The 23,456-nt window shown below is 55.8% G+C and carries 16 protein-coding genes, 1 tRNA gene and 1 rRNA gene; 8 read left to right on the top strand and 10 right to left on the bottom strand.

The genetic code is table 11. The annotated features are described in order from the left end of the window. Nucleotides 1-13: 13 nt before the first annotated feature. Both RIB44_03615 and RIB44_03610 read right to left on the bottom strand, forming a co-directional pair. Nucleotides 14-1,252: a hypothetical protein gene (locus RIB44_03615; GenBank protein MEQ8615661.1), complete on the bottom strand. Its 1,239-nt coding sequence runs from the start codon at nt 1,250-1,252 to the stop codon at nt 14-16. Between the two features lie 88 nt (nt 1,253-1,340). Continuing rightward, a complete protein-coding gene (locus RIB44_03610) occupies nt 1,341-2,825 on the bottom strand; it encodes a sulfatase-like hydrolase/transferase (GenBank protein MEQ8615660.1) in 1,485 nt (494 codons plus the stop codon). 253 nt (nt 2,826-3,078) lie between these two features. Here RIB44_03610 and RIB44_03605 point away from each other — a divergent pair, with 253 nt between their 5' ends. Both RIB44_03605 and RIB44_03600 read left to right on the top strand, forming a co-directional pair. Then, a complete protein-coding gene (locus tag RIB44_03605; protein ID MEQ8615659.1) occupies nt 3,079-4,008 on the top strand; it encodes a hypothetical protein in 930 nt (309 codons plus the stop codon). Nucleotides 4,009-4,114: 106 nt separating this feature from the next. Then, the gene (locus RIB44_03600; GenBank protein MEQ8615658.1) at nt 4,115-4,996 is read left to right on the top strand and encodes a BBP7 family outer membrane beta-barrel protein; all 882 of its coding nucleotides are present in this window, start codon (nt 4,115-4,117) and stop codon (nt 4,994-4,996) included. A gap of 104 nt (nt 4,997-5,100) precedes the next feature. Here RIB44_03600 and RIB44_03595 read toward each other — a convergent pair whose 3' ends face one another. The 3 genes from RIB44_03595 to RIB44_03585 all read right to left on the bottom strand — a co-directional run bounded on the left by RIB44_03595 (nt 5,101) and on the right by RIB44_03585 (nt 9,621). Then, nucleotides 5,101-5,625: a hypothetical protein gene (locus RIB44_03595; protein MEQ8615657.1), complete on the bottom strand. Its 525-nt coding sequence runs from the start codon at nt 5,623-5,625 to the stop codon at nt 5,101-5,103. 321 nt (nt 5,626-5,946) lie between these two features. After that, a 16S ribosomal RNA gene (locus RIB44_03590) occupies nt 5,947-7,489 on the bottom strand. A gap of 488 nt (nt 7,490-7,977) precedes the next feature. Then, nucleotides 7,978-9,621: a right-handed parallel beta-helix repeat-containing protein gene (locus RIB44_03585; protein ID MEQ8615656.1), complete on the bottom strand. Its 1,644-nt coding sequence runs from the start codon at nt 9,619-9,621 to the stop codon at nt 7,978-7,980. Between the two features lie 187 nt (nt 9,622-9,808). Here RIB44_03585 and aroH point away from each other — a divergent pair, with 187 nt between their 5' ends. Then, on the top strand, nt 9,809-10,225 hold the full coding sequence (gene aroH / locus RIB44_03580) for a chorismate mutase (GenBank protein ID MEQ8615655.1): 417 nt from the start codon (nt 9,809-9,811) through the stop codon (nt 10,223-10,225). Between the two features lie 70 nt (nt 10,226-10,295). Here the strand turns inward: aroH and RIB44_03575 are convergent. From RIB44_03575 to RIB44_03560, 4 genes are all read right to left on the bottom strand, one after another. After that, a tRNA-Leu gene (locus RIB44_03575) sits at nt 10,296-10,379 on the bottom strand. 149 nt (nt 10,380-10,528) lie between these two features. Then, nucleotides 10,529-10,867, bottom strand: coding sequence for a rhodanese-like domain-containing protein (locus tag RIB44_03570; protein MEQ8615654.1), 339 nt, complete (start codon nt 10,865-10,867; stop codon nt 10,529-10,531). A 66-nt stretch (nt 10,868-10,933) separates the two neighbouring features. Continuing rightward, on the bottom strand, nt 10,934-11,287 hold the full coding sequence (locus RIB44_03565; GenBank protein MEQ8615653.1) for a four helix bundle protein: 354 nt from the start codon (nt 11,285-11,287) through the stop codon (nt 10,934-10,936). 152 nt (nt 11,288-11,439) lie between these two features. Next, nucleotides 11,440-12,639 (bottom strand): DUF1559 domain-containing protein, encoded by a 1,200-nt coding sequence (locus RIB44_03560; GenBank protein MEQ8615652.1) that lies wholly within the window; start codon nt 12,637-12,639, stop codon nt 11,440-11,442. Nucleotides 12,640-13,033: 394 nt separating this feature from the next. Here RIB44_03560 and RIB44_03555 point away from each other — a divergent pair, with 394 nt between their 5' ends. The 5 genes from RIB44_03555 to RIB44_03535 all read left to right on the top strand — a co-directional run bounded on the left by RIB44_03555 (nt 13,034) and on the right by RIB44_03535 (nt 22,350). Further along, entirely contained in the window at nt 13,034-16,393 is a 3,360-nt protein-coding gene (locus tag RIB44_03555) for a PD-(D/E)XK nuclease family protein (GenBank protein MEQ8615651.1), read from the top strand. Continuing rightward, nucleotides 16,390-19,908, top strand: a complete 3,519-nt coding sequence (locus RIB44_03550) for a UvrD-helicase domain-containing protein (protein ID MEQ8615650.1) — start codon at nt 16,390-16,392, stop codon at nt 19,906-19,908. Before RIB44_03555 ends, RIB44_03550 begins: the two co-directional genes overlap by 4 nt. A gap of 39 nt (nt 19,909-19,947) precedes the next feature. Next, a complete protein-coding gene (locus RIB44_03545; protein MEQ8615649.1) occupies nt 19,948-21,210 on the top strand; it encodes a CCA tRNA nucleotidyltransferase in 1,263 nt (420 codons plus the stop codon). Nucleotides 21,211-21,614: 404 nt separating this feature from the next. Then, nucleotides 21,615-22,139, top strand: coding sequence for a hypothetical protein (locus RIB44_03540; protein ID MEQ8615648.1), 525 nt, complete (start codon nt 21,615-21,617; stop codon nt 22,137-22,139). 40 nt (nt 22,140-22,179) lie between these two features. Beyond that, entirely contained in the window at nt 22,180-22,350 is a 171-nt protein-coding gene (locus tag RIB44_03535; GenBank protein ID MEQ8615647.1) for a hypothetical protein, read from the top strand. On the opposite strand, the gene RIB44_03530 is transcribed toward RIB44_03535, so the two are convergent. Further along, complete coding sequence (locus RIB44_03530; GenBank protein MEQ8615646.1) at nt 22,347-23,315, bottom strand: SdrD B-like domain-containing protein; 969 nt, start codon at nt 23,313-23,315, stop codon at nt 22,347-22,349. The genes RIB44_03535 and RIB44_03530 overlap by 4 nt on opposite strands. Nucleotides 23,316-23,456: the final 141 nt, after the last annotated feature.

Genomic DNA, 23,456 nt, shown 5'->3' with positions numbered 1-23,456 from the left:
ACTTTTTCTGCCATCACACTTGCACGGGTCGCGGCATCTCCGCTTTCACATCAGGAATTCGCGTAAACGCAATTCGCATCGGTGCCGCCTCACGAGTGTCGTGCATTGAAGCGAAGTAGAGCGAGTTGAGCCCGAGTTTCTCGTTGACCAAATCCATCGCTTCAGTGGCGCGCTTCCCGCGGCGATCTTCCTCGAACAACGGTAGTGGAATCTGGGCCGCCGGCCTGATGTCGAGTAGCGTGATAGCCGCTTGCAATGGCGTGCCACCCGGAGGACGTTGCTGCCAATGGCGATTCAAATGATGCAATAGAGTGCACGTATCTTGCACCCGCCCGAGATAGGGCTTCACCTTCCAGGAAGGCATCTCGCCGAGATACTTGAGCTTGATTTCCATGCGGCTGGCTGAACACTTCATCCGCCGCAACCGGGCAGCCGCCTTGTGGAGCAGTCTCACCAACACCGCGTACGATCCCTCGTCATTACGGAGCGAAGGGGGCAACACGTGCGAGTGGCCAACGGTCCGGCGAACCGGTTCCTTCTTCTGGTAGACATCCCCACGGAGCATCAACCAGTACTGCTCGCCTAGAATGCTCTTCCAAGCGAGCTTCATTTCTTGTCGCGAAAGCGAACAGAGCTGACGTACCGTGCGAATGCCACACTTCTGCAAACGGCGGTGCATGTTGCGACCAATCCCAGGCAGATCTTCGAGCTCCAGCGGGTAGAGTCGCTCGGGAAGTTCATCCTTTCCAATGAGTACCAAACCATCCGGCTTCTGCATGTTGCTGGCGATTTTGGCCAGGAACGGGTTTGGGGCGATACCGATAGAACTTCGCAAGCACTCCCCCACTTGATCGTAGATTGCTTGTTTGACTTGAGTGGCTAAGCCGCGAGCGGCTTCCCTCGCGCGATCCGGGGGAGAGAGCGTACAGTGCATCTCGTCGATGGAGCAAACCTCTTCGACCGGCATCACGGAGTTCACCGCTTCGATGATTTTGTGGTGAAAGTCAATGTAATGCTCGTGCCAGCCTTCCACCAAGTTAATCCCCGGGCAAAGCCGCTTCGCCTCGCCGACGCCGACGCCGGTCTTCACGCCGTACTTGCGGGCCTCGTAGCTGACCGCAATGCAACACGTACGGTCCGTCATTGTGGGGACGACCGCTGTCGGCTTTCCCCGCAGCTCAGGATTAAGCTGCTGCTCGCACGAAGCGAAGAAGGAATTGAGGTCGAGGAATAGGGAGCGAACGAGTGACATCGCACACCACAGAAATAAATAATGAACTAATGTTCACTATACCTCGGCTGCGTTACAAGTCAAGCATGAGCCAATAATTCGCGAGCATTCAATTCCCTAGATAAGGATCGCCATAAATACGTTGCTGCTCCTTCAATAAAGCCTGCATTTCGACGAGCTTCTCAGCATAAGCCGGATCACCCACCAGGTTCTTTTGCTGCGGCTCAGGCTGATTGCCCGTGAGTTTCACGACTTCAGGAGCGTGATGCTCCTCAAGCAGTTCGTTGGGATTCTCCTGTAAATCAAACAACTGCGTCTCCTGAACTTCGCCATCCAGCACGTCATAGGTGATCAGTTTCCAGCGATCATTCCGCACGCTGCGAATCCCCGGCTTCGTGCCACCAGAGTAAACGCCGTAGAGAACTTCGTGCGACTTGTCTGCGTCACCACGAATAACGGGGGCGAAGGACTTGCCTTCGACAGCCTCAGGAGCTTCAACCCCGATCAGATCGCAAATCGTCGGCAGGACCTCGTGCAAATAAACCAAGGCTTCATTTCGACTGCCAGCTTCGACTCCAGGCCCCATCACTAGCATCGGTACCCGCCATGTATGCTCGTAAAGGTTCTGCTTACCCATCAAACCGTGTCGCCCCACGGCGATGCCGTGGTCGGCAGTAAAAATAACGTACGTATTGTCGAGTTCTCCCATCGCCTCCAACTTGTCTAGGACGCGGCCAATCTGGTGGTCCATGTTCTCGATGCACGCGTACTCGCGCCCCTTTTCGTTACGAACCGTCGCCGGGTCGCGCTGCTTCATCACGCCCTGCACTTTTTCTTCATCACGAAGGCCCGGATGCCCATGATGAAACGGATGCTCAGGCAAGTAGTTCACGGGAAGCTCAGGCGATTTCGGATGCGGCTTCATTCCCTCGCGGAACGGCCCTGCATCGTTAAACGCTCCGTACTTCTCTAACAACTCCGACTTGCCATTACGAGGATCATGCGGATGCGTGAATCCAAAGTACATCAAGAAGGGTTTCTCAGTGCTTGCAGCCTCACGCGACTCCAAATACTCAACCGCGCGGTCACCGTGCCAATCGCTGTTCGTGGTTTCCTTGCGGTATTTCTTTTTTGGGTTCTGAATCTTGCTTACCTGGAACAGGCGGTTCGCTTCGTCGTAACTATTCCCTTGCTTACAAGTGCGGAACGTTTCGTAACCCGCACGACTAAAAATGACAGGCATGCTTTGCTGAGCAGCCTCTTGGCGATACTGCTCGTCATTCTCCAGCGGCGTCGCTTTCGCCCCCGGAACGTGCCAGACGGTCCGTCCGGTCATAATCATTGTTCGCGATGCCGTGCAGACAGCTCCCGTCCACGCACCCATGTGGTGGGCACCATCGAACGTCATCCCGTCTTTCGCCAATCGATCAAGATTCGGCGTGTGACAAACTTCATTGCCGTAGGCGGAAAGCGAATACGGCGATTGGTCGTCAGCAAGGATGAAGAGGATGTTGGGACGGTCATCGGCTAAGCAGTCGGTAACCCAGACGAGACTCATGAACGCAAGGATCAAAGGGGCAGCAAGCGGCTTCATCTGGTATTCCTAACAGCGGAAAAGTGTGAACTAGGTTTTACCACTTTATACTCGAATTGGGTAAGTTTTCGTAGCTTCGGATGAGTACGATTCCACAGGGGAGGGCCTTGGAGTTCGCAAGAAACTCAAATAACGTAGAAATAGCTGAGGGGACGCGGTCGGGCTGCACGACTATGTTGAGCTAATGTCAGCCCTTCGCAGCCACGCCCAGAAATCCTCTGGTAAGAGAACGCCTAAGAGAACGACACCTAACGTGAATTCTTTGAGCTGCCATGCCGTTCTCCTCAGCATAACGCTAGGCGTCACTGTTGCGATCGGCTCATCGTACAGCAACAATTCTCAGGTTGCTCAAAGAGAAGAGGAGTTGACTGCGACCAAGGCAAGGAAATCACAGCTCCCACACCTCCTCAAACACTCAGACCGCATCTACTGCGGCGGTGAGCCCCGGAACGAAGCAGACTTCGAACAACTCGCCAAGCTGGGCGTGAAGACCGTCGTCAGCGTCGACGGCATCAAACCTGACGTCGCAGCCGCACGGCGGCACGGTTTACGTTACGTGCACATCCCCATCGGGTACGACGGGATCGATGAGCACGCCGGTTTGTCGCTTGCGAAACTCGTGCGTGAGACAGAAGGCCCCTTATACATCCACTGCCACCACGGCCTCCACCGCGGCCCCGCGGCAGCCGCCGTCGCTTCGCTAGCGGCAGGAACGACCGACCACAAAGCAGCGCTGGATTTCCTCGAACGAGCCGGCACGAGCAAAGACTACCTGGGTCTCTGGAAAGCCGTTGAGAACTACCACGCCCCGCCAACTGACGCCCCGCTGCCCGAGCTTGTCGAAGTCGCCAAGATCGATTCCTTCACAACCGACATGGCCAACCTCGGCCGCGCGTGGGAAGGCCTCGAAGCGTGTCGCGATGCCAACTGGCAAACCTCACCGAACCACCCCGACTTGCAGCCTCTGCATCAAGCGCTGCTCGTAAAAGAAGCCCTGGTCGAATCCCGCCGCGGCCTCGAAAAAGACGCTAGCCAAAACTTCCGCGATCAACTCGCCGCCGCCGAAAAAGCCGCGAGGCAGCTTGAGCTAGCACTGTCCGCAAGGAACATCACAGAGGTCGTAGAGCAATACGAGACGCTGTCGCGGTCTTGTGTTGATTGCCACGAGAGACACAGGGACTAAAGCCGACGAATGCCTGGCATTGACCGAGAGTGGCTTGATTTGCTACTAACCGCAAACCGGATCTGTTAGCATCCTTCTCGTTCATTGACCCCAAGTTCCGCGTCTCGTGAAACGCCTAAGGTATAAGACTATTCGCGGAGCAATTGCCAGCCTGACTGCCACGATTGCTGTAACTTGGCTGATTGGATGTCCATCCTGCTGTTTTGGAATCTTAGATGGTGACGGTATCGCTGATGATATCGACCGAGATGGCCACTTTGGCCCCGACATCCAAGTTTCGTTTCAGTCCAGCAATGCAGGTCTTGGGAGTGTTCCTGACTTCGATGATTTGGTGATTCTCCCAGTCTCATTCCAATCGATTGAGCAAGAACATCACACGCTAATCAACGGTACGGAACTAATGCAGCCCCATCTGCTGACGGAAGGACGCATCGCTGGGAACGACGAGAATAGTCACTACGAAATCCTCACCGGGATTCGCTATTATCAGCTAGACGATAACTTCCGTGTCGACGGAAATGGAGGCGTTTTAGGGGAAAGCTTCTGGTATACGAGAGTAGTCAACAATTTGGTCGGTCCTCAGATCACTCTTAACTACAAGACCTCTCTCAAGCAGTTGTTATTCGACTTCAGCGGCTGTCTTTTTCTCGGATATAACCTTCAGGATATGACTCAACGTTCGGCGATGGGCGAAGACCTCATCCCCGGCCAACACAATCACCCACTCTACTTCGGCCCCACGATTACCAACCACGAGAAGATCGAAGAAGACTTCGCCCCGTTGCTAGAACTCCGCGCCACGGCCAGCTACCAGTTCACCGATCGCATAGCTTTGAAGCTGACCTACACAGGCACGTTCGTTGACAACATCCGCCGGGCGTCGGAACAGGTTCGCTATCAATTACCCGACATGGGCTTTCGCGAAGAGGCCAGCACACAACGGGCGACGATCAACAACTTATTCGCTGGGTTCGAGGCTGTGTACTAGAGAAGCTGACCTTCGCTCAATTCATCATGGAGTTCGTTCAGAGAGGGTGTAAGCCACTCCTCGTACGTTCTGGCTGATCAAGATTGAGACTAGCGATGAACTCACTATCCGGGATGTTCTCTAGATTCTTGAGGTTGATGCGAAAAGAACATCACCAAACCCTCGATGGTATTCACTTGAGAGTAGTAGGGATTGGTTTCGCAGGCAATTAAAGGACGTCCCGTGCGTTGAGCGATTTCATCGGCGAGATCGTCGACATCATCCGCAGCAAGTTTTAAGTCTTTAGTTAGATTATCCGTCTTACGAATTGGAAACCCAACATGGGGCTGAATCTGCTCGTAAACAGCACGCAGAATCCAAGTGTCGATGTTACGATAGTCGAACGAACGGACGAACGAACAGAGAGACTCACCTTGACGATCGGCAAGGTTGCGTTGAATCCTAGATTGATCGAGCTTCAGCTCAATGAAGCAGAACATCGCGACGGCTAGAATGGCAAGCAAGACTAATGGCTGTAGCCAGACGATGGTCGCCATCAGGGCGATGAAGCAGCCACAAGCAAGAATACACGTGATGCTGCACTCTTCTGGCTCATACGGTGGCATACGATTCGATGGGACGCGTCGCATCGGAACTAATCTCCTTACCGTCAAATTGTTCGCCTTGCCGCATTGTAACAAGAACTCTACTTCAAACCGGATTCCTCCGTCGCCGAGACGACTGTCGGAATGACACAAACTGAAACTCCGCGACCTCCGCGTCTCTGCGTGGGAGCTTCCCCACAGCGCAATAAAAAACCGGTCTAAGGAGGCTAACCCTTAGACCGGTTTTCTCAATACAATATTGGTAAGCTGTTGGATTGAACCAACTAACCTCTTTGCTAACACAAGAATCGTCCCCAAATTTATCATCACAGCGATCACTCACTGTGAAGTTCTAAGAATCCTTAGAAAGGAGGTGATCCAGCCGCAGGTTCCCCTACGGCTACCTTGTTACGACTTAGTCCCAATCGCGGAGTTGACTCTAGGCGCCTGCTTCCGAAGTTAGCTCAGCGACTTTAAGCCCCCCCCACTTTCGTGGCTTGACGGGCGGTGTGTACAAGGCTCAGGAACATATTCACCGTGGTATGCTGACCCACGATTACTAGCGATTCCGGCTTCATGCAGGCGAGTTGCAGCCTGCAATCCGAACTGGGGCATTCTTTATGGGATTTGCGTGGTCTCGCGACTTAGCTTCCCTTTGTAAATGCCATTGTAGGACGTGTGCAGCCCAGGCCATAAAGGCCATGAGGACTTGACGTCATCCCCACCTTCCTCCGGTTTAACACCGGCAGTCTCTCTAGAGTCCCCGCCATTACGCGCTGGCAACTAAAGATAAGGGTTTCGCTCGTTAAGGGACTTAACCCGACATCTCACGACACGAGCTGACGACAGCCATGCAGCACCTGTATACGTTCCACCCGAGGGCGTGGCTCTGCTTTCACAGAGTTAATCCGTATATGTCAAGGCCTGGATAAGGTTCTTCGCGTAGCCTCGAATTAAGCCACATCCTCCACCGCTTGTGTGAGCCCCCGTCAATTCCTTTGAGTTTCAGCCTTGCGACCATACTCCCCAGGCGGAGCACTTAACACTTTCGCTTCGGTCGGGAACCTATGGGGGGATCCCCAACCAAGTGCTCATCGTTTACAGCTAGGACTACCGGGGTATCTAATCCCGTTCGCTACCCTAGCTTTCGTACCTCAGCGTCAGAAGAGACCCAGTAAGCCGCTTTCGCCACTGGTGTTCCTGATGATATCAACGCATTTCACCGCTCCACCATCAGTTCCGCTTACCTCTGTCTCCCTCAAGCCATGTGGTTTGGGGCGCAGTTCCCCGGTTGAGCCGGGGGATTTCACACCCCACCTACATGGCCGCCTACGTACCCTTTAAGCCCAATAATTCCGAATAACGTTTGGACGGTTCGTATTACCGCGGCTGCTGGCACGAACTTAGCCCGTCCTTCCTCTGAAGATAGGTCAACCCAAGGGGATAGCCCCAAGGGATTTCCTCCCAACTGACAGCGGTTTACAACCCGAGGGCCTTCATCCCGCACGCGGCATCGCTCGGTCAGGCTTTCGCCCATTGCCGAAGATTCTCGACTGCAGCCATCCGTAGATGTCTGGGCAGTGTCTCAGTCCCAGTGTGACGGGCCACGCTCTCACGCCCGCTAACCATCGAAGCCTTGGTAGGCCATTACCCCACCAACAAGCTAGTAGTACGCAGTCCCCTCCCAGGGCGGAATCTCACCTTTGATCCGGAGATATTATTGGGCATTACCCACGGTTTCCCATGGCTATTCCCAACCCTGGGGCAGATAACTACGCGTTACTCACCCTTACGCCGCTTTCCACTTTAGAAATCAACCGAAGCGTCAATCTAAAGCTTCTCGCTCGACTTGCATGCCTAATCCATGCCGCCAACGTTCATTCTGAGCCAGGATCAAACCCTTCAATTGGTATATGCTTGAATCACAACAAGGGGCGCTGCTGAAAGCAAACTTTCAACCCGCTGGCTCGCTGTGACTTAAGAGCCTTTTGAAACGTTTGAAAATGAAATCAACCGAAGTTGATTCCACAAGTACGATCTTGTGCTGGCATCTCCATCAACGTGCTGCAAAGAACACGTCTCCGAAGACTTTCTCAAAAAGAGGTTACTCACCAAATTGTCAAAGAGCATCTGTTAGACCCAAACCAGAGATTTGGGTTCGCATAGTTCGCCTTGGCGAATTGTTGCGAGCTTCGTATTCTACCGCGAATCAGCAGGCCTGCAAGTGCTAGCTTGAAGATTCTGGGAAGAAAAAACCTCGCCTGAATCACGTGGCGTGGCCACGTGGCACAACCGAGGAGTAGGAAATATACCCATCGACACCGACGGGTCAACGCCTCTTGTTAAATTTTCGTGAAAGGCTTCTGTGGGCTTGGTAAACCGTAGTGTTTGGCGAAGCTAAACCGACAGCTCGCGGCTTAGCCGGCCCCCAGCGATAAGCCCAGCGAGCAGCAAGAACACGACGCTAGGCTCCGGGACCGACACTTGGCTCCCAACCACGGAAGTAGTGCCGTACTGCATTTCCCACAGGCTTAAATCAGCTTCGTCGACGGAACCATCGCTGTTGAAATCTCCCCCAACCAATCCCGACGGAGCCGAACCAAAACCCGCCTGCCACGCCAGATAATCCTCGCCTGCGACCAAACCATCGCCATCGGCATCGGCCCTGGGGAACGATGAGTCGTGACGCAAGATCACTTGCGAGAACGGCTCCAATTGCAGCTCACCGCTGGCAAGGGGCGTGTAATTCCACGAGCCGACAAACGGGTCGGCTACGCTTGGCGTGAACTCGCCATCCGCAATCATTTCTGCCAGCGCGAAGTCAGTCGGTTCGTCAATCGAATAGCTACCCGTTTGCGGCGAGGCATTCACCAACCAAGTCCCCCAATCGAATTCCCAGGCGATCACTCCCGAGGGATCGATCCCCGGATCGACGCCATAGACTCCGCCGGTCTCCGCAACCGGCAACTGCGGCGTTGATCCGGCCACCGTCGGGTTGGCCAAGTTGTACCACTGGTTACCTGAAAACGTAAAACTCTGCGGCAACGTCTCCGGGCCGATGTTCACCGCTTGGCTGTATTCGCTGGGCGTATTGTTGAACACCAGCACGTTGTCGCGTACCGTGCCGTTCTGTGTATCGACGATCGTGTTACCTTGGTTCTCGTTGAGAATCCTCACGTTCCAACGATCGGGCCGCTCCGCGTAGTTGTGGTGAAACAGCCCGCCATCAATGTTCACGAAGGAGAACGACGAAGCGGCACCAAGCACCACATTGCCTTCGGCAATAATGCTGTCGGCTTCGTAGTCAGAATCGCCATCAATGAAACGAAAGAACTGCGGACCAGTCGATCCACCCGCCTGAATCGCCCGCCCTGCCCCGCTGGGCAGTTCAATTCGATTCGCCCGGATGGTGATATCCTTGCTGCCACCTTTTGGGCGAATCCCCGACGCGGCATTCGCGTCGGTATCGCGGAAATAGGAGTTCTGAATCAGCCCGCGGTGCGAGCCCACCATATCCACGGCACTGCCGCCCTCGCCCCAGTCGAACACCTCGACTTGATCGAGCAAGAAATCACGCACGCCTGAAAGCTTCACTCCATCGTGATTTCCCGTGGATCCAACATCGCGAAACGTCACCCGCCGGAGGGTAATGTCCGACGCGGGAGTCGCGAGGTTGCCGTTGTCGTCGATGTTTATGCCGTTGAAGGTCTGCTGTTCGAAGATCAGGTCCTCAAGCGTCACCGACTGGGGTGCACTGAGCTGGATGCCATTGATCCCACCGCGGATGATCGCCCGATTGCCCGGATCGCTGCTGCGGATCGTCACGCCAGTGAGCCCCAAACGGTAGCGTCCACCGCTGTAGATGCCTGGCTCTAGGAGGATATTGTCCCCTTGAGCAGCGCTGTTCAAAGCCGTAGTCAGCTCAGCGTCGCTGGAAACGAGGTAGTCAAACGCGTGCGCAGATGTGCCCCAAATCGACCAGACCACAATTCCCCAAATCACAGTCCCCCAACTGAAGCCCCACAATGTCCGTACCTTCATCGCCTCCGACCTCCTTTGCCGAGCCTTCCCCCTGAGAAGTGCTCAACTACGTGGCGTGTCCCGCGTCGGTTCAAGATAGCGGCAGAAGCCATGAAGACCAAACTTTTTCGCGAAGCATCGCGTCCCAAGCAACGCGGCAAAACACTGCCCCCTGCCCACTGCCCCCTGCCCACTTTATACTAGCAGCATGACGACCCGAGGCGTGCGTGGCGCGACGACAATCGAGAACAACGACCGCGAGGAAATCCTCGTGGCAACCCGGCAACTGCTGGCGCTGATGATCCGTCGCAACGAGATCGCCCCCGAAGATATCGCCAGTGCGATTTTCACGACCACGCCCGACATCGACGCGGAGTTCCCGGCCCTAGCCGCCCGCCAACTCCGCTGGCTCGATGTGCCGTTGATCTGCGGGCACGAAATGGCCGTGCCAGGGGCGCTGCCGATGTGCATTCGAGTTCTTTTGCACTGGAACACGGCTAAGCCGCAAGCGGATATCCAACACGTCTACATCCGCGACGCGAAGAAGCTGCGGCCTGATCTTTCCAAGTTGCCGCCGGTTGATTGGGAAGAGCTGGAAGAGTGGATTAGCGATCAGATGGGATAAAGCCATTCAATCAGTAAAGCCCTAAGCGTCAGCGCCGGGATCGTCTCGGCGCTGACGCTTAGGGCTTTAGTACCCGAGAGAGGATTTGAACCTCCACCCACTTGCGTGGACATGGACCTGAACCATGCGCGTCTGCCAATTCCGCCACTCGGGCCTACGGCTTTAGCTTCTCAAAATGAATTCCAACCCGCAAGGGTCCGTAGCCCACGGCTCCGCCGTGGGATCGAACAACAAGGGCAGCCTCCATTTTCGTTTATTCATCCGCACCGAAGCGTCATCCCACGCCAGAGGCGTGGGCTACCGTTAGTATCGCGGTACGCTGTCGTCGATCTCCACCGCCCACTGGTCGATCCCGCCGGCCATCGATTGGGCTTTCTCAAAACCCTGCTCGCGTAGCCAGTTCGCCACCCGCAGGCTCCGCCCGCCGTGATGGCAATGGACCACGATTCGCTCTGCCTGCTTGCCGTCGAGTTCGCCAATGCGTTCCTGTAGCTCGCTCATCGGCAACAGCGTCGCCGCGTTGATGTGGGCCGTTTCATGTTCGTCGGCCTCGCGGCAATCCAGGAAGAGAAAGTCCTCACTGGCGTCGAGGGACTGCTTGACGTCTTGGCAGGAAACTTCGAGGGGGAATGATTCGCTCATAAGGGCGCTAGTTGTTGGGCGCTAGGCGCTGGTTAATTGATAATCAGACTTCATGGGATAATTACGTCAACGATCGCACGAGCGGATTAGGCCGCTCAGCATCTTGCCGAGTCTGTTGGCCATCTCATGTACTTGCTCCGTTTCGCTTGCATTGAGGAGGCCGAGATCTTCGGCAATCAGTAGCTGGGTCTCCACTTCTGCCAGCGATCCTCTTGCGATTGTACAAAAACGACGTAGCTCGTTGCTAGAACCACGCGCATGACCTTCCGCAATGTTCGAAGGAATTGAAACGGCAGCCCGACGAAGCTGACTGGTCAAGCCGAACTGCTCGTGCTTCGGAAAAGAACCAGTCAGTCGGTAAATTGCTGAGGTAAGTTGCATCCCAATCTTCCAAACTTCAAGCTCCCGATAACCAGCCATAAAAAGTCTCCCCCTAGATCACGGCCACAGCAAAACAACTAGCGCCTAGCGCCCAACAACTAGTGCCCCAATAAAAAACCGTCGCGTTGGCGATTCAAAGAACCGGCCAACGCGACGGTGCGTTAATCGTCGGATGCTAAGTGCGAAGGCACTTAGTTAGTAGTCTGCAGCACTTCACCGCCAGCACGGGTGATTTGGTGCATGTAGACCGATGGGTCGATATTATCAGTAATCGACGAGCCGTGAGCGTCCATCCAGCCGTGCAGTACGATACCGCCCGAGTGGGCACTACTAGGACCGAAAATACGGTCTTTGTTGCCGTGCGGATTATCAGCTGCTCTTTGATATCTGATTCCGTCAGTTGGATTACGCTTTACGTCGGTTCCAACATTGAGGGCAACCTTTGTTGAGCCGTCATTGGCTGCCTGCAACACAGCAGGTTGGCCGGTTGCTGGTGCAACTTTGGTGATGCCTCCATTATTAGGAAGAATACCTACAACATAGGTAGAGTATCCACTAATCCAGGATCCATACGTTTCCTCACGCGACTCTGTAAAGGCAATAGTGTTTGAAGAGCCATCACGAGCAATGCTAGCGAACGTAACGCCTCGCATACGTTGGCCAGCGGCAGTAGGTGCTTTCGAAAACACGATTGCACCGTTACCTACCGTTTGCGAATTGAATGGGAACAGTGCACCTGAAGGAGCACCTGCATCAGTAGCACCAGCACCACTTCCGTCAGCGTTGAAATGCGTCGAAGCAACGGCAACGTAGTTGCCGACCGCAGGCTTCGTAGAAACGCTGTAGTCGGCTGCAGCTTTCACTTCTTCAGCACCCGGATAACTTGGACAAATAAATGCAGAGATCTGCTGCTCGTAAGCAAACTGGTTTGTGCCATTTGGATCCTGACCAATGATCAGGTTGCGTGTCTGGTCACCAGTTCTGGGATTGAAGGGCCCCACTTTTCCCTTCAAAGAGGCAGCATCGGCGCGTTGCGCTAGTACGTCGCCTTCCATGAAGCCCAGTAACTGGTAAAGCCAACTGTAGCCGTCACCATTGTCCCAGTCAGCGGGGAGGCGAGCACTTTGGTCATTCTGTACGCCATAAGCTATTGTTGGGTCGTAAGCAGCCGTTGAAGCAAGTGGCAGGCGATCTTGCTGCGCACTAATGTGGTTCTGGATGGCCAGATTGATTTGCTTGATGTTGTTCAAGCAAGAGTTACGCCGGGCGGCTTCACGCGCGGCTTGAACAGCCGGCAACAATAGGCCGACCAACACACCGATGATGGCAATCACCACCAGCAGTTCGACAAGCGTAAACGCTCGTCTTGAAGTAGAACACTTACGTTCCATTTCGTGCCTCCTCTCAAGAGAAAAACGGAAAAAAGAAAATAATACAGCCCGGCTTCTTTTGGATAACGCAGATTCAAATAAATATAGATTCTGCAAGTTCGCCGGATAAAAACCAGAACTAGTAAATCCTGTGACGCTTCATCGCCAATGGTGAATAGACCTGCCCGCAGCGACGAGTGCTGAGAATTCTCCGCCTCGCTACTAAACCCCAGTACCGTAGACGTTTGCAACAATTCTCAGGACAATATAGTGTAGACGGTATTGATAGCGGTTGTCAATTAGCAGCCCGCTGCCCGGATGGCGAATTCTGCTGAGATTTCACAACTTTTTCCGCTTTTCGGCGATCCGCGGCAACGGTTACCCACAGGTTTTAGCCCACAAGATCCTCCTCGAAATGGCACAACTGCTGGTTCAAGGCGAAGCCCTCACGGGTGCCGAGTCGATTGAGCGATACCGTGCAGTCTTGCTGAACGAGCGTTCTCGAGACGCGGCGAACGACAAGGCTTTATGGATCTGTGCCTCGCTCCACAGGGTTGAACGCGTTCGCTCAACCCTGATGGCTGATCCCTCAATCGAGGCGGAAGCGGCTCTGCTTTCCCCAGGGGTAACGACCTTCGCCGCGCTCGCAGAGTCACTCTTGATTAAGGCGGACTGCAGGATTCGTCCGTTAGGCAGTTTGGCACGTCGCTGGGTTCTGGGCGAGCTAGCCCGGAGTCTGCTTACCGAGAAGAAGCTGAGCTACTATGAACCCATCGCCGCCAGCACGGGCTTCGCCGTTCAACTGGAATCGCTGATCACCGATCTCAAGCGTCGCGACATCTGGCCCGAGCAATTCGGGGAACAAGCCAAGTCGCAGCAGCAACGCGAGCTGGCCCTGCTCTACAATCGCTATCAGGCCTATCTGATTCAAAACGAACTTTACGACGCCGAGGGCCGCTTCTGGGCCGCGCGAGAGTGCCTGACGAATGACGCAACTCTCTGTGCACAGTTGTCGTTCGTTTACGTCGACGGCTTTACCGACTTTTCTGTTGCCCAAGTCGACATCCTCAAGCTGCTTGCCGAACGTAGCGAGGAGATGCATGCCCAACTTCCGCTGGAAGTCCCCGCCAATGATCAAGCGGGACGAGCGGAATTGTTCAACAAAACCGAAGGCACTCTCCGCACGCTACAGAAAGCAATCGGCACACCTGAGTCGCTGCCAACCTCAAGTGAAGCTCTTAGCAATTGGCCGGCCCGCGATCATCTCGCCAGCCAACTCTTTCGCAAGTACGGCGAAACCGCCCCGCCCTCATCAGAAACTGAAAAGTCGCTCGAAAACCTCAAGATCGTCGCAGCGACCAGCCAGCAGCAAGAAATCGAGGCGATTGCAACGCGCATTAAGAGGCAGCTCACCCAATGCGTTGCTCCCGAAGAAATTGTCGTCTGCTTCCGATCTCTGCCGGAACAGGCCGATCGTATCAGGAGTGTGTTCACTGATTATTCCATCCCCATACGGATCGACTCGCCCCGATCGCTCAGTACTTCCCCTGTGGTGCGGCGTCTAACTCTCCTACTGCGTATCGCGACTCAAGATTGGCCATACCGCGACCTTTTGCGTTTAGTCGGTGACGATGCTTTTCAACTGGAAGCTACTCAGCAAGAGCAAGTTTTCCCGACACGACGTCGCTCGATCGAGCGTTTGATTCGTTCGGCCCAACTCCCACGGGGGCAGAAAGAACTACTCGACCAACTTGCCGTCTGGTCAAAGGCCGAAACACAAGCCAATCAAGAGGGCAGCGAGCAAGACCCCAGCGGCTCGGCGCTGGAAAGAGCGACTACCTGCCTGCAGCAACTTGCTGAGAATCTAACTGCGTTGCCCAACCAAGCGAAGCCGCTGGAATGGATTGCCGCGAGCGAGACGCTACTAAGTTCGCTGGGCGTCCTTCCTGCTGAGGACGATCCGCACCGTGCCGATTGGGAGACGCTCAACGAAGGCTTATACGACATCGCCCAATGCTGGAGTCGATTAGAAGCAACCGAGGCTTGGTCAGCTCATGAGTTCCTTGCAAACGTCGAATACGTGGCAAGAAATACCGATCGCCGCGACGCGCAAAGTCCGCCGCGTGCTGTGCTGGTCACTTCCGCGGAGAACGTCCGCCACCTGAACCCGGGTCATCTGTACTTAGCCGGTATGGGCGAAAGAGCATTCCCCGCGCCAGGTCGGACCGACCAGTTGTTAAGCGATGTGGAACTTGAGCGGCTTACACAACCGCTTGCGGCTAAGCCACCAAATGACAGCCTCGACAAGCACCTCGCCGACGAGATGCTGCTCTTTTACCAGATCGTCACGCGACCGACCCATTCGCTCACGATCAGCTACCCGGCTCTTGACGACAAGGCGCAGCCGTTAGAACCAAGCCCCTACCTGGCCGACGTTCACCGCGCGTTCGGCGAGGCTGAGATCCCGACGACGGTTCTCCCACTTGACGAATCCTCAGTCACGTCCTCTCCGCAAAGTAAGCCAGCGTCACAAACCCAACAGCGTCGCCACGCTGTCGCCGCTCTATTGGAAGGTGACAGCAAACCGCTCGTCCAATTGCACACGAACACAGCGCATGCGATCCACTCCGCGTTGGAGCTCATCGAGAGCCGCAGCCAGCGCGAAACTTTTGGCCCCTGGGAGGGAATCTTCACGGGCCAACGATCGCAACAGCTTTTCACTCGATCATTTGGCCCGCAACACTTCTGGAGCCCTAGTCAACTGGAACGTTACGCCGAGTGCGGATTCCGGTTTTCTTGCGAGCAGGTCCTCAAGCTAGAAACCCTGCCTGAACTAACGCTCGAAACCGACGTCCGCCGTCGCGGTAGTCTGTTGCACGAAGCGCTGGCTGCCGTCCACGAGCAACTCCTCGACACTTCAGACGAGGCGGTTAAAACGGAAATCGTCGAACGTTTTCTCAACATGCTGGAGACCCTCTCCGCAACGCAAGGCGTCTACGGCTTAGTTGCCGCCCTGAAAGAGATCCAGCGGCGCGAGCTAGCGATCTGGGGTGAGAACCTCGCAGACCAAACCGATCACTACCAGCGCATGTGGCACGACTTCGAAGAGCCCCCGCGGCCCGCGCACTTCGAAGTCCGCTTCGGCCCCGGCAGTCGCGACGCGGAAGGTGCCGAGTCGCCGCTCTCCACCAACGAGCCGTTCGCGCTCGAGGTCGTCATGCCCAATGGTGAAAAGGAAACCGTTCTGTTCACGGGTCAAATCGATCGACTCGACATCGGGCGCATTGACGCGACCACCGTGTTCAATGTGATCGATTACAAATCGAGCGCGAAGCAAACCGTGAAGCGCGAGAAGATCGAAGCAGGGACGCAGCTCCAATTACCGCTCTACGCCCTGGCCGCTGAGCAGTTGCTAATGCGCGACCAGCAAGGTTTAGCCTGGGAAGCGGGCTACTGGAGAGTACAAGGCAACGGCTTCGGCAAAGCTTACAAGAAGGGGACCCACGATACTCAGCTCAAACTCCGCGAATCAATCGACGGCCAGCCAACCGTAACCGCCGCTTGGGAAAGCGCCAAAGCAATCCTCATCCAGCGGATCGGAGAACTCATCACCGGCATCCGCCACGCCGAGTTCCCCGTCTACAACGAGAACGAAAACTGCACGGAGTTCTGCGAACTCCGTACCATCTGCCGGATCGGCCAGGTCCGCAGCCTTGAAAAAAAATGGCCTCCCGAGTCGCCAGCAGCTGACCAACAAGCGGAGCCTGAGCTGTGACCACCAACCTCACTCCGCAACAACAGGCGGCTCTCAACGCCTACGACCGTAGCGTTTCGCTGGCCGCGGGCGCCGGCTGTGGCAAGACGTTCGTGCTCACCGAACGGTTTCTCTCCTACATCGATCCGCTCGTCATTCAGCCAGCGGCTGAACTGAAACAGTTGGTCGCCATCACGTTCACCGATGCCGCGGCACGAGAGATGCGCAGACGCATCCGTCAGCGGTGCTGGTCTCGGCTCACCACGGCAGCCACTGCCGAGGAAGCCGCCGCTTGGCAGCGACTACTACGGGCGATCGATAGTGCCCGCATCAGCACGATTCATTCGTTCTGTGCCGCTCTCCTGCGCCAAAACGCGGTCGAAGCGGGGCTCGACCCTCAGTTCGAACAGCTAGAACCGGCCGCAGCCGACCTATTGCGGATCGAAACCATCGACGACACTCTCCGCAGGCTACTCATTGACCGCGACGAGCGTGTCCTCGACCTAGCGGTCCACTTCGGACTCGCCCAGTTACGCCGTCACCTGATGAAACTCGTCGGCGACACCCCGGCGACGTTCTGGGAAAAATGGAGTGAGGCAACTTCCGAAGAAGTCATCGCCGCTTGGCAGCAAGCCTATGTCACCGAGTTCGTCCCACTGTTGCATCAAGACCTCCTCGAACTTCCCGCCCTGAAGGAACTCGAAGAGCTCATCGCCGAAGCAGTTCCCGCCACCGAAAAGCTGCTGCCCAAACTGGGCGAACTGCAAGACGCCATTCACGACGTTCGCAACGTCCCGGCTTCTAGCGCACCTTGGCAAACCGTTCACGACTGTGCAAACGCCAAAGGAGCGACATCAAAAAATCATTGGGCAGATGAAGAGCAGAAAGATCGGTACGGAACTCTTTGCGAGAAAGTACGCAACGCGATCAAGAAGAGCCTACTCCAGACGTTCGAGCTGACCGAAGAATCGCAGGAATACGCCCAACGAGGATTAGACCTGCTGGCCATCGCAACGGAAATCAGAGAACGCTACGAGTCCGCAAAGCGGCAGAGTAACCAACTCGAATTCGACGACCTCCTGGAGCGAACCTACCAACTACTCACTTCTGAGCAGCACCCGGCGATCCGCCAGCGATTGGCACAAGAAACTCAACTGTTGATGGTCGACGAATTTCAAGATACCGACCCTCTCCAAGTGGCTATCGTCCAAGCTCTCTGCGGCGAGGATTGGCGGAAGGAAAAGCTGTTTGTTGTCGGCGACTTCAAACAATCAATCTACGGTTTCCGCGGTGCCGAACCGGAAGTCTCCAGTCGACTTCGCGAGGAACTCCCACCCGAAAGCCGCCTCTCGCTCACCACCAACTTCCGCAGCCAGCCGGCCATTCTCGACTTCGTGAACTCACTTTTCGTCGATTCCTTTGGCGAAGGATACGAGCCGCTCGTTGCGAATCGTGATCAAACGACTCCCGAACCGGCGATTGAGTTCCTCTGGTCGCCCGTGGAAATCGACGAAGCTGGCAAGAAAGACACCGCGGACGAAGCCCGCAAGCGCGGAGCAGAATGGATCGCGCGACGGTTGGTCGAGCTGCTCGAAAGTGGCGAGCCAATCATCGGCGAGTCAGACAGCAGCGAAAAAGGCGGCAACTCTGCCGGGCGACCGCTGCGATTGGGCGATATCGCCGTACTGGTCCGAGCGATGGGCGACGTGCAAGTCTACGAGGAGGCGTTCCGTCGTCACGGGCTCGAGTATTATCTGGCCGGCGGTCATGCCTTCTATGCGCAGCAGGAAATCTACGATGTGCTGAACCTTTTGAAGGCTGTTGAGAGTGTCGCTGATGAAGTCGCGTTGGCGGGTGCCCTGCGATCTCCCTTCTTCTCGCTGCAGGACGAAACCCTCTTCTGGCTTGTCGAAAAAAGTCGCTCACTGAATGAGGGCCTCTACGCGGAGCAGCCGCCCCAAGAGCTCTCTGCGAATGAGCAAGCGAAATGCCTCCGCGCGGGAGTTATACTCAGGCGACTGCGTGCACAGAAGAACGAGCGACTTGTCGCCGATTTGCTCCTAGAGGCTTTTTCTCTCACCGGATACGACGCCTCACTAACGGCTGAGTTCCTCGGTCATCGCAAATGGGCGAACGTCCAAAAGCTTGTCGAGCAAGCCCGCACCCACGATCGCAACGCACCGGGCGACTTGGCGGGGTTCATTACCCAGCTTGGCGAGTTCGTTGTGCGTGCGCCCAAAGAACCTTTGGCAGCGACCCAGTCTGAAGGCGACGTGATTCGCATCATGACGATCCATAACTCGAAAGGGTTGGAGTTTCCCCTCGTCGTTCTGCCGGACCTGGAACGAAAGCAGCCAGTGATCGGCCATGCGCCCGTCTTCGATCAGTCTCTCGGTCCGCTCGTGGCCAGCAAAGAGAAGGAAGCAACGGTCGGGCACGATCTCTATCGCAACGCCCAGCAGCGGCGTGAACAACAGGAGCGTGACCGCGTGTTCTACGTTGCCTGCACACGGGCTGCCGACTACCTGCTGCTTTCCAGCAGCGTGGCCGACCTCGAACGACCGCAGCAAGACAGCCTGAAGTTGCTGGCCAGCCGCTTCGATTTAGCCACCGGCGAGTTGCGATCCGAACTACCCGTCGGCTACGCCACGCCGCGGATTCGCGTCACGACGGACGAGCCCGAACTGACCGGCAAACTGGTCGGAGCAGAGCGAGGAAGCGATCTTTCCAAGACGCTCGCCGAGGTTGCTCAGCAACTTCCGAAGCAAACCCTAGGCGAACTATCCACCTCGCCAACAACAGAACTTCCGCCGACGAAATTTGCCGCGTCGATTAATCCCGAGCGCTATTCGTTTTCACGCCTCTCAGGCGCTTTCAGCCCCGCGGGAAGACGCCACCGTGGCTCTACCTCCTCCGACTCCCAAGCCAAGGCGCGTGCACTGGGAACTTTGACTCATGCCGTACTGGAACGAATCGACTTCGGCCAACCCGCCTCGTTCGAGAAATCGAATCTCGATTCACTCTGCCAATTCCTCAGCGAGCAACACGCCCCACGCAGGCCGGGCGAAGCCGCTGCTCAGGCGAGCGAAATGATCGCGGACTTCCTCAACTCGCCACGGGGAGTTGGTTTACAAGCAGCTTCGCACCACCGCAAGGAAGTTGAGTTCCTGCTACCCTGGCAAAGCACTCACCCAAAGGCACCGCCCCGTTACTTCCAAGGCTACCTCGATTGCCTCTACAGGGACGAACAGGGACGATGGAATCTCCTTGACTACAAGACGAATCACGTCGCAAACCCCACCCAGCGGCAAAAATTAGTCGAACATTACGCTATGCAGATGTATCTCTACCGGCAGGCATGCGAGTCAGCACTGGGCGAGTCGATCGCATCAGCAACACTCTGCTTTTTGCAGGACCGTAGCGAACATGACTATCAATGGGATGCCGCTGCCGTCGAAGCATTGCACTCAAGAATTGAAACGAAGATTAACGAATTGAATGATCTCGCGCAGAGTCGCGGAGACACAGAGCTCTGAGTTGGCCGGTCTCTGCACGAAACTTCAACGTCGAAACCTATGTCTAAAGATTCCTCAATCAATCAATCCGAACAACAACGCCAGCTCGCGCTCGACGTGCTGTGCGCTTTGCGTGAGGCAGATTACGAGGCACTTTTCGCCGGTGGTTGCGTACGGGATCAGCTTCTGGGCATCACCCCCAAAGATTACGACGTCGCCACCAACGCGACTCCCGAACAAGTGCGTGAGTTGTTCGGCCACCGGCGGACGATCGCGGTCGGCGCTGCGTTTGGCGTCATTGCCGTCTTGGGTAAAAAAGGGCAAGACCCGATCGAAGTCGCCACGTTTCGCAGCGATGGCGCGTATGTCGACGGTCGTCGCCCCACCGAAGTTCTCTACACCACCGCCGAGCAGGACGCCCAGCGTCGCGACTTCACGATCAACGGAATGTTTCTTGATCCGCTCGCTCAGGAGTCGGAACAAGTCGTTGACTATGTCGGGGGACTCGCCGATCTCGAAATCCGCACATTGAGGGCAATCGGCGATCCGCAACAGCGCTTCGCCGAGGACAAACTTCGCCTCCTCAGGGCCATCCGTTTCGCCTCGACCTACGATTTGCAAATCCAGAGCGAAACACTTGCCGCGGTTCGTCAAATGGCGTCCGAGGTAACCGTCGTTAGTGCTGAGCGGATCGGCATGGAACTAGACCGGCTACTCAGGCACAAGAACCGCTCCAAGGGCGTTGAGCAACTTGCGAAGACGGGACTCCTCAAAGCAATCTTTCCTGAGCTGGCAGATGCCGTCGAACAAACCGATCAGTGGCAAGGACGGCTCGAAGTTTTAGCGCGCCTTCAGTCACCATCGCTCCCTACTGCCCTCGCGGCACTGCTCTCCGGACAGACTTCCCCTAAAAAGGCAAAAGCTCTGTGCCGCCGCATCAGACTGACCAACGTGCAAGGGGAACAAACCGCCTGGCTGTTGGAGAAGCTGCCTCACATAGAACAGGCCGAGGAACTCCCTTGGCCGCAACTGCAGAGGATACTGGTTGCCGAAGGGAGCGGTGAGCTCATGGAACTGGCAACAGCAACTTGGGGAGGTAAACATCCCGGGGTGGTTCGCTGCCGTGAACTTCTATCCCAGCCGCCCGAAGTACTCGATCCGCCAACGCTGGCCACCGGCGACGACCTCATCGCTCACGGCATCGCCCCAGGAAAGCACTTCAAGGCGCTGCTCGACTACCTGCGCGATGAGCAACTGGAGGGCCGCCTGAACTCAAAAGACGACGCCCTTGCGGCGGCAAAGCAGTGGATAGCGCGGGAATAGCCTGCAGCAAGGTTCCAAAAGAGCAGCCGTTCAGCCCCTCCGCGCCTGGTGGCTGGGGACGAGCGGAGCGAGCCCCCAGATACTTCCTTTTCCCAACTGAAACTGGCCGCGAAATCCGTTAGAATAAGAATTTCACCTATTAGCAGTCGATCGAGGCAAACATGCTGCTGGCCAGTCCACTCAATCAACGTAAGTGTGGTGTGTCAGCTTAGCCACGCAGGGGGCCTAGAGAGCAAAAGTCGATAGGCACGAGCCTCTAATCCCGCTACAAACCATTAGCAGATATAGGCTTACTAGATTTTGCCCGATCTAATGGCAGAGACTTTTGCACAGAAGAATCGACCTTTGGAGCAAAAGTCCAATCGTCGTCGTCGACCACTTACGTCAATTAACGAAAGCTACGAATGACCCTAGAAGCCCTTCCTATTTTGCTCGCTCAAGCCGATCCCCCAGCCGCGGCTCCCATGCCAACCGTCGACGCCATGTATGTCGTGGGCATAGCTAGCCGCGTGCTGCACATCCTCGGCGCAATCATACTCGCCGGCGGTCTCTTCTACATGAAGGCAGTTCTCTCGCCCAAAGGTCCCGATGCTTGCTTTGCCGATCGACGTGGCATTTGGGCCAAATGGGTTGGCATCGCGAGCTTCCTGCTGATCGCCACCGGGCTCTACAACTTTTTCGCCATCAACAGCGGAGTAAAAGCCGACGGTGGAAAGCTTCCTTCGACTTACCATATGCTGTTCGGCATCAAATTCCTGCTCGCGCTGTTCGTCATGTTCATCGGCTCGATTCTAGCAGGCCGTACCGAAGCCGCCGACAAGTTCCGCGCCGCCATGCCCAAATGGCTAAGCCTCGGCTGGGCCGCGATCCTGGCAATCGTCGTGATCGCCGCCGTGATGCGTAGCGTTAGCGTGCCGTTGCTGAAGTAAGTAACTCGTATTTGAGTTGTCAACGAATTGAAGGAGAGAAATGGATAAGAAAGCCAAGAAGCGAATCGAAGTTATTCGCAAAAAAATCGCATCGAACCAGGTACTCCTAGCCGCGGCTAAAGAGCAGCCAGACGATCCCGAAGAGCCCGCACGCCTGGAAGCGGAGATTGAAAAGCTGAAAGCAGAAATGGCCAAGCTGAAAGAAAGCTAGCGAACCTCTGTTTCTTTCTCACGGTGATCTTCAGGGACTTCGGCAACCTTGACCGATGCTTGCGAAGCCTCGGCCGTTTCGACGATCTCCGCTTCTGCAGTGGAGTCGTCTCGTGCCTCCGACACCAACCAGGAGAGTGGTTGAATTACCGCATCGCGAAGGACTTCGGCATTCCAACTGACACGGTCAAAAAGTTCGTCGACAATCGCTTCCCGCACGCGATCAAAAGCTGAGCCGAACCCCTCCGATGAGGAGACACGATCTAGGTCGCGACGGGGACGCGTCGCAATATCGCCAAAGTCGCTCACAAATGCAGAATCATAGACCGGCAACTCCTCAGCAGTGCTTCGATCCTGTGAATCGCTCTCCTGACTCGAGCCAGCAATGACGGGCAGGCTGCTTGAAAGTTGAACGGAATCGAGAGCGGATTTTGGGTTTTGCAGGATGACATTCGCCACACTCGAAGTCACCACGCTGCCCCCCTGGCGACCGAGTTTCGGCGGGCCATCGTTGAGCGAGTCGGTCGCCGTTGATTCACAGAAGTCATATCCAGAAAGAGACTGACCGGCGGAGACCTCGATTTCACCAACTAGGTTTTCCGACAGAAACTGCCCACCTCCTGAACCAATTCGTAATCCTGCATCAGCCAGCCCCGCTGGCTGTTCCTGCAGAACCGCGTAGAGCCCAGGAGCGAGACCAGAGAACGAATAACTACCGTCGTCACTCGTCGACGTCGATTGGACTGGGTCCCCCTGCTCGTTCAGCAAATGAATCGCGACATTAGCAATGCCCGAGAGATGCTGACCTGAATCGCACGAATCAGAAATGGAGAGAGTAACTCGTCCTGCAATGTGGCCGTCTGTCAGATCAATTGCTTGTGAAGCAATGTCCGCGGCTAGCAACCGTCGGAATTCCAATTGCTCGAAACGACAACGACGAGCCAGATCGGGAGTGGAGAAATTCACGAGAGCGACATCCAAGACAAAAACCGAGTAGGGGGATAGGGTCTGTATCGGATCGCTCCTCAGCGGACCAAGAGCCGGTGAGGGCTAAGCGTGCTGACCCGCAGAGTTTCGCTAGGCGGCACAAGCGTTACATCGAGTGAA

Source organism: Lacipirellulaceae bacterium, from assembly GCA_040218535.1.
In the GTDB taxonomy this organism is placed as follows: domain Bacteria; phylum Planctomycetota; class Planctomycetia; order Pirellulales; family Lacipirellulaceae; genus Adhaeretor.
Note: the sequence above shows the minus strand (reverse complement) of the source record. Positions and strands in the feature narration are given on the sequence as shown.